General features: G+C 42.7%; 5 protein-coding genes and 2 riboswitches. All 5 genes read left to right on the top strand.

Annotated elements, in window-relative coordinates; translation table 11 throughout:
* The first annotated feature begins 141 nt into the window (after positions 1–141).
* Positions 142–495: a hypothetical protein gene (locus tag WB217_RS14850; protein ID WP_423994016.1), complete on the top strand. Its 354-nt coding sequence runs from the start codon at positions 142–144 to the stop codon at positions 493–495.
* 95 nt (positions 496–590) lie between these two features.
* Positions 591–693, top strand: a riboswitch (SAM riboswitch).
* An 81-nt stretch (positions 694–774) separates the two neighbouring features.
* Positions 775–2,091: an O-acetylhomoserine aminocarboxypropyltransferase/cysteine synthase family protein gene (locus WB217_RS14855; RefSeq protein WP_423994017.1), complete on the top strand. Its 1,317-nt coding sequence runs from the start codon at positions 775–777 to the stop codon at positions 2,089–2,091.
* A gap of 115 nt (positions 2,092–2,206) precedes the next feature.
* Positions 2,207–2,320: riboswitch (SAM riboswitch) on the top strand.
* Between the two features lie 194 nt (positions 2,321–2,514).
* Positions 2,515–3,540, top strand: coding sequence for a methionine ABC transporter ATP-binding protein (locus WB217_RS14860; protein ID WP_423994018.1), 1,026 nt, complete (start codon positions 2,515–2,517; stop codon positions 3,538–3,540).
* The gene (locus WB217_RS14865) at positions 3,533–4,201 is read left to right on the top strand and encodes a methionine ABC transporter permease (RefSeq protein WP_423994019.1); all 669 of its coding nucleotides are present in this window, start codon (positions 3,533–3,535) and stop codon (positions 4,199–4,201) included. The genes WB217_RS14860 and WB217_RS14865 overlap by 8 nt, the downstream gene beginning before the upstream one ends.
* A 14-nt stretch (positions 4,202–4,215) precedes the next feature.
* The coding region (locus WB217_RS14870) for a MetQ/NlpA family ABC transporter substrate-binding protein (protein ID WP_423994020.1) at positions 4,216–4,643 on the top strand (428 nt) is incomplete at its 3' end.

A 4,643-nucleotide genomic window follows, 5' to 3' on the forward strand; every position in this document is an offset into this window, starting at 1 on the left:
GTATTAGTTAGAATGCAGCATCAATCGACTTTCCTATTGCAGTGAACCTATTTATTTAGGTGCCCCGTACTATTTGTCGAAGGATTATTACAGGTTTTTTCCGTTAAACAAGGACTATGTAATAGCAGGGGGCTGAACGGGATGGAAGAAAAAATCGAAAGCTTTATGACTGCTATACAGAAGAAGAATCATATTATGCTATTAGTTAATAATCTGGATTTATGTCTCTCGATTGAAACAGAAAATCAAACTTATTTTTTATCGTTAAAAAAGAATAAGGTTGAGTTAAGCAAAGAGGGTACATTTCCAGCTGTTCAATATGCGAAGCTTTCTGGAAGGGAAGATTTTTTAATTCAGTTGCTTGATGGGCACATAAAGCTTCGTGAGGGCATTAACATTGGCTATTTCAATCTTGTATCCCCATTTAGGACTTTATTGGTGCTTGAGTCAATCTTTTTCCTTGCCAGGCCGATGCCCGTAAAAGTTTTTATCTGAAAAATCAAAAAAATATTTGACCCACTGCTATACTGCATGATATTATCACGTTAACTTGCAAAACCATTATGAGGCAAAAACTTTAAAACTTAATATTCTTATCAAGAGAGGCGGAGGGACTGGCCCTGTGAAGCCCGGCAACCGGTTAATAAACACGGTGCTAATTCCATCAGAGTAATTGCTCTGAAAAGATAAGGAGAGACGATAAACGACCCTCTTCTTAGGAAGAGGGTTTTTTCGTATCTTCTTTCCTAAAATTAAACGAATGGAGAGATGGAAATGGCGGAAAACCAGCGGAACTACAAACTTGAAACTTTAGGTGTGCATGGAGGACAATCACCGGATTCTGTTACAGGAGCTAGGGCGTTGCCGATCTATTCTAGTAATGCTTTTCAATTTCATAATACGGGCCATGCTGCGGATCTATTTGCGCTTAAAGAGTCGGGTTATATCTATTCCAGGATACATAACCCTACGGTAACAGCTCTAGAGGAAAAAGTTGCATTGCTTGAGGGTGGCATCGGCGCGCTGGCAGTATCCAGCGGGATGGCAGCAATCACAATGGCTATCTTGAATATAGCTCATGCAGGTGATGAAATAGTGGCTGCTTCCAATCTCTATGGAGGTACTTATAATCTCTTTGCCGTTACTTTGCCCAAGTATGGGATAAAAGTTCACTTTGTCGACCCTGAAAACACTGAGAATTTCAGAAAAGCCCTCACTCCGAAAACAAAGGCCATTTTTGCAGAAACGATTGGAAACCCAAGCCTGCGGGTTCTAGATATTGCTAAAGTAGCTGACATTGCTCATGAGGCGGGAGTTCCGCTGATTATCGACAATACGTTCGCCACCCCATATTTATGCCGGCCGATTGAGCACGGAGCAGACATTGTAGTCCACTCAGCTACAAAATGGCTTCTTGGAAATGGAACAGTTCTCGGCGGGATCATCGTTGATGGGGGTAATTTCGACTGGAAATCTCCTAAGTTCCCTGGTTTTAATGAACCGGATTCCAGCTATCATGACCTGGTATACAGCGAGGCAATCGGGGCCGCAGCTTTTATCGTAAAAGCACGGGTGCAATTGCTGCGCGACTTGGGGCCTTCAATCAGCCCCCAGAGTGCTTTCCAATTCAATCTGGGAATTGAAACCTTGCATGTCAGGATGAAAGAACATGTGGCGAATACCTTGAAGGTCGTCGAATTCCTTGAGTCACATCCAGCCGTTACCTGGGTTGCTTATCCGGGACATGACGCTCATCCAGATAAAAAGCTAGCTGATCAATATCTTCCTAAGGGTGCGGGGGCCGTTGTCGTTTTTGGCATCGAAGGAGGAAGGGATGCTGGAGCAAAGCTCATCAATTCAGTCAAATTATGGTCGCACGTTGCCAACGTTGGAGATGCGAAAAGCCTGATTATCCATCCAGCAAGCACGACGCATCAACAGCTTGATGCCGAAGGACTTAAGGCTGCCGGCGTTCCCGAGGACCTGATCAGGCTCTCGGTCGGCATTGAAAATATTGAAGATATCTTAGAAGATTTAGAGCAGGCAATCGAAAAAGCGACAGGTGTTCCATCTGTTCCAGCAAAAGTATAAATCGTATTTCCAGTACATTCCAATTGATATTTGGAAATAATTTTATTGACACCCTTTTTTAATACGTGATAAAATCACACTCGTAACTTAAAACCGATTAAAACTGAATAGCGTGCTCTTATCAAGAGAGGTGGAGGGAAGTGCCCTTTGAAACCCGGCAACCGTCAATAAGCTTGCTTATTGAAATGGTGCCAATTCACTCAAAGCTTTTAGCTTTGGTAGATGAGAGAAAGGATACAGCCTACAATTATGCCTTTCTGCTCATATGCAGAAAGGCTTTTATTATTTTAAGAACATAATTGGTCTGTGAACCCTGTGAGTTGTTTGAATTTATTTACTCAGGTAATGGGAAACTAGACTGATAAAGTTGAACAATTTAACGGTTTTAAAAAAGATTATTCGGTTGTAAAGAGGGTGAGTCGATTGATCACAATAAAAAAGGCGAAAAAGATTTATGCTTCCAAAAAGGGAGAAGTAAAAGCCGTCGATGATGTAAATCTTGAAGTCAAAGAAGGCGAGATTTATGGGGTCATCGGATATAGCGGTGCCGGTAAAAGTACATTGATCCGCATGTTGAATGGTCTTGAAATCCCTACATCAGGTTCGGTGGTCGTGGCCGGCAGGGAAGTATCCAGAATAAAAGGAGCACAACTCAGAAAAGCGCGCCAGGAAATAAGCATGATTTTCCAGCATTTCAATTTGCTCTGGTCAAGGACAGTGGCAGAAAATATTGCTTTCCCGCTAGAAATAGCCGGTGTTTCAAAATCGGAAAGGGACGAAAGGGTTAAAGAGCTCATTTCCCTGGTTGGCCTTGACGGCAGGGGAGATGCTTATCCATCCCAGCTGAGCGGCGGACAAAAGCAGAGAGTCGGAATTGCAAGGGCTCTAGCAAATAATCCCAAGGTTCTTCTAGGAGACGAAGCAACTTCAGCATTGGACCCAGAAACAACAGACCAAATTCTGGATTTGCTTGTTGATATCAATAAAAGACTTGGACTTACGATTGTCCTGATCACACACGAAATGCATGTGATCAGGAAAATATGTCACAGAGTAGCTGTAATGGAAGGCGGAAAAATAGTCGAAACAGGCCCAGTGCTTGAAGTGTTTAAAAATCCGCAGCAGCCAATCACGAAAAGATTCGTCCAGCAGGTAACGGAACCGGACGAGACAAAGGAAACAGTTGACCATTTACTATCACTCTATCCACATGGCCGTGTTGTCCAATTGACGTTTGTCGGTGAAGGAGCTGAACAGCCGCTTATCACCAACCTGGTTCGTGAGTTCCCGATCATGGTCAATATTTTGCAAGGGAAAATCTCGCAGACGCAAAATGGTTCATACGGAACCCTGTTTATCCACTTAGATGGCGAAGAAAGTGATTTGCAGCGTGCCATTGAATTTATCGGGAAGCAGGAAGTTGGCGTGGAGGTGGTTTCGAATGGCTGAAAATTTTTTTCCTAACGTGAATTGGGACCGAATGTGGGAGGCAACTGGAGAAACATTATATATGAGCACCATTTCTGTTGCTGCAACATTCATTCTTGGAGCAATCCTTGGTTTATTATTGTTTCTGACATCGAAGGGTAATATCTGGGAGAATAAACCAGTCAATTTAGTCTTAAGCGCCTTCGTTAACATTTTCCGGTCCATTCCGTTTATCATCTTAATCGTATTGCTGATTCCTTTTACAAAATTCATCCTGAATACGATGATTGGAGAAAACGCCGCATTGCCGGCATTGATCATTGGATCTGCTCCTTTCTATGCAAGGATGGTTGAAATTGGCCTGCGCGAGATCGATAAAGGGGTAATCGAGGCAGCAAAATCAATGGGAGCAAAGACAACTACAATCATTTGGAAAGTCCTCCTTCCTGAATCAATGCCAGCGCTAGTTTCGGGTATTACCGTAACAGCTATTGCGCTCGTCAGCTACACGGCGATGGCAGGGGTAATCGGAGCGGGAGGATTAGGAAACCTGGCTTACATGGAAGGTTTCCAGCGAAGCAGGAATGATGTCACTCTGATGGCAACGATTATTATTTTAGTCATTGTATTTTTGATTCAATTCATTGGCGATATCGTCACAAGAAAATTAGACAAAAGATAAGGGGAGAAAAACACATGAAAAAATGGCTTATTGTATTAATAACTCTAACACTATCCGCTGTACTTGCAGCTTGCGGTGCTTCTGAAGACAAAACAGAAGGCGGCAAGGAAGAAAGCAAAAAAATCGTTGTTGGTGCATCAAATGTGCCTCACGCAGAAATCCTTGAAGAAGCAAAGCCGCTTTTAAAAGAAAAAGGCTACGAGCTTGAAATCAAAACATTCAACGATTATATCGTTCCTAACCAGGCTTTAGATTCAAAAGAACTTGATGCAAACTACTTCCAGCACATTCCTTACCTTGAAGCTCAAATGGCTGAAAATAACTATAAGTTCGAAGTAGCAGGCGGAATTCATATTGAGCCTATCGGCGTATATTCTAAGAAGTACAAGAGCCTGGATGACCTTCCAGAGGGAGCTCACATTATTATGAGCAGCTCAGTTGC

It is taken from the genome of Mesobacillus sp., from assembly GCF_049588175.1.
GTDB lineage: Bacteria > Bacillota > Bacilli > Bacillales > Cytobacillaceae > Mesobacillus.

Excerpts from the sequence above, each read along its gene's own strand:
- WB217_RS14850 (WP_423994016.1), top strand. The coding sequence starts at position 142 with ATGGAAGAAAAAATCGAAAGCTTTATGACTGCTATACAGAAGAAGAAT.
- WB217_RS14855 (WP_423994017.1), top strand. The coding sequence starts at position 775 with ATGGCGGAAAACCAGCGGAACTACAAACTTGAAACTTTAGGTGTGCAT.
- WB217_RS14865 (WP_423994019.1), top strand. The coding sequence starts at position 3,533 with ATGGCTGAAAATTTTTTTCCTAACGTGAATTGGGACCGAATGTGGGAG.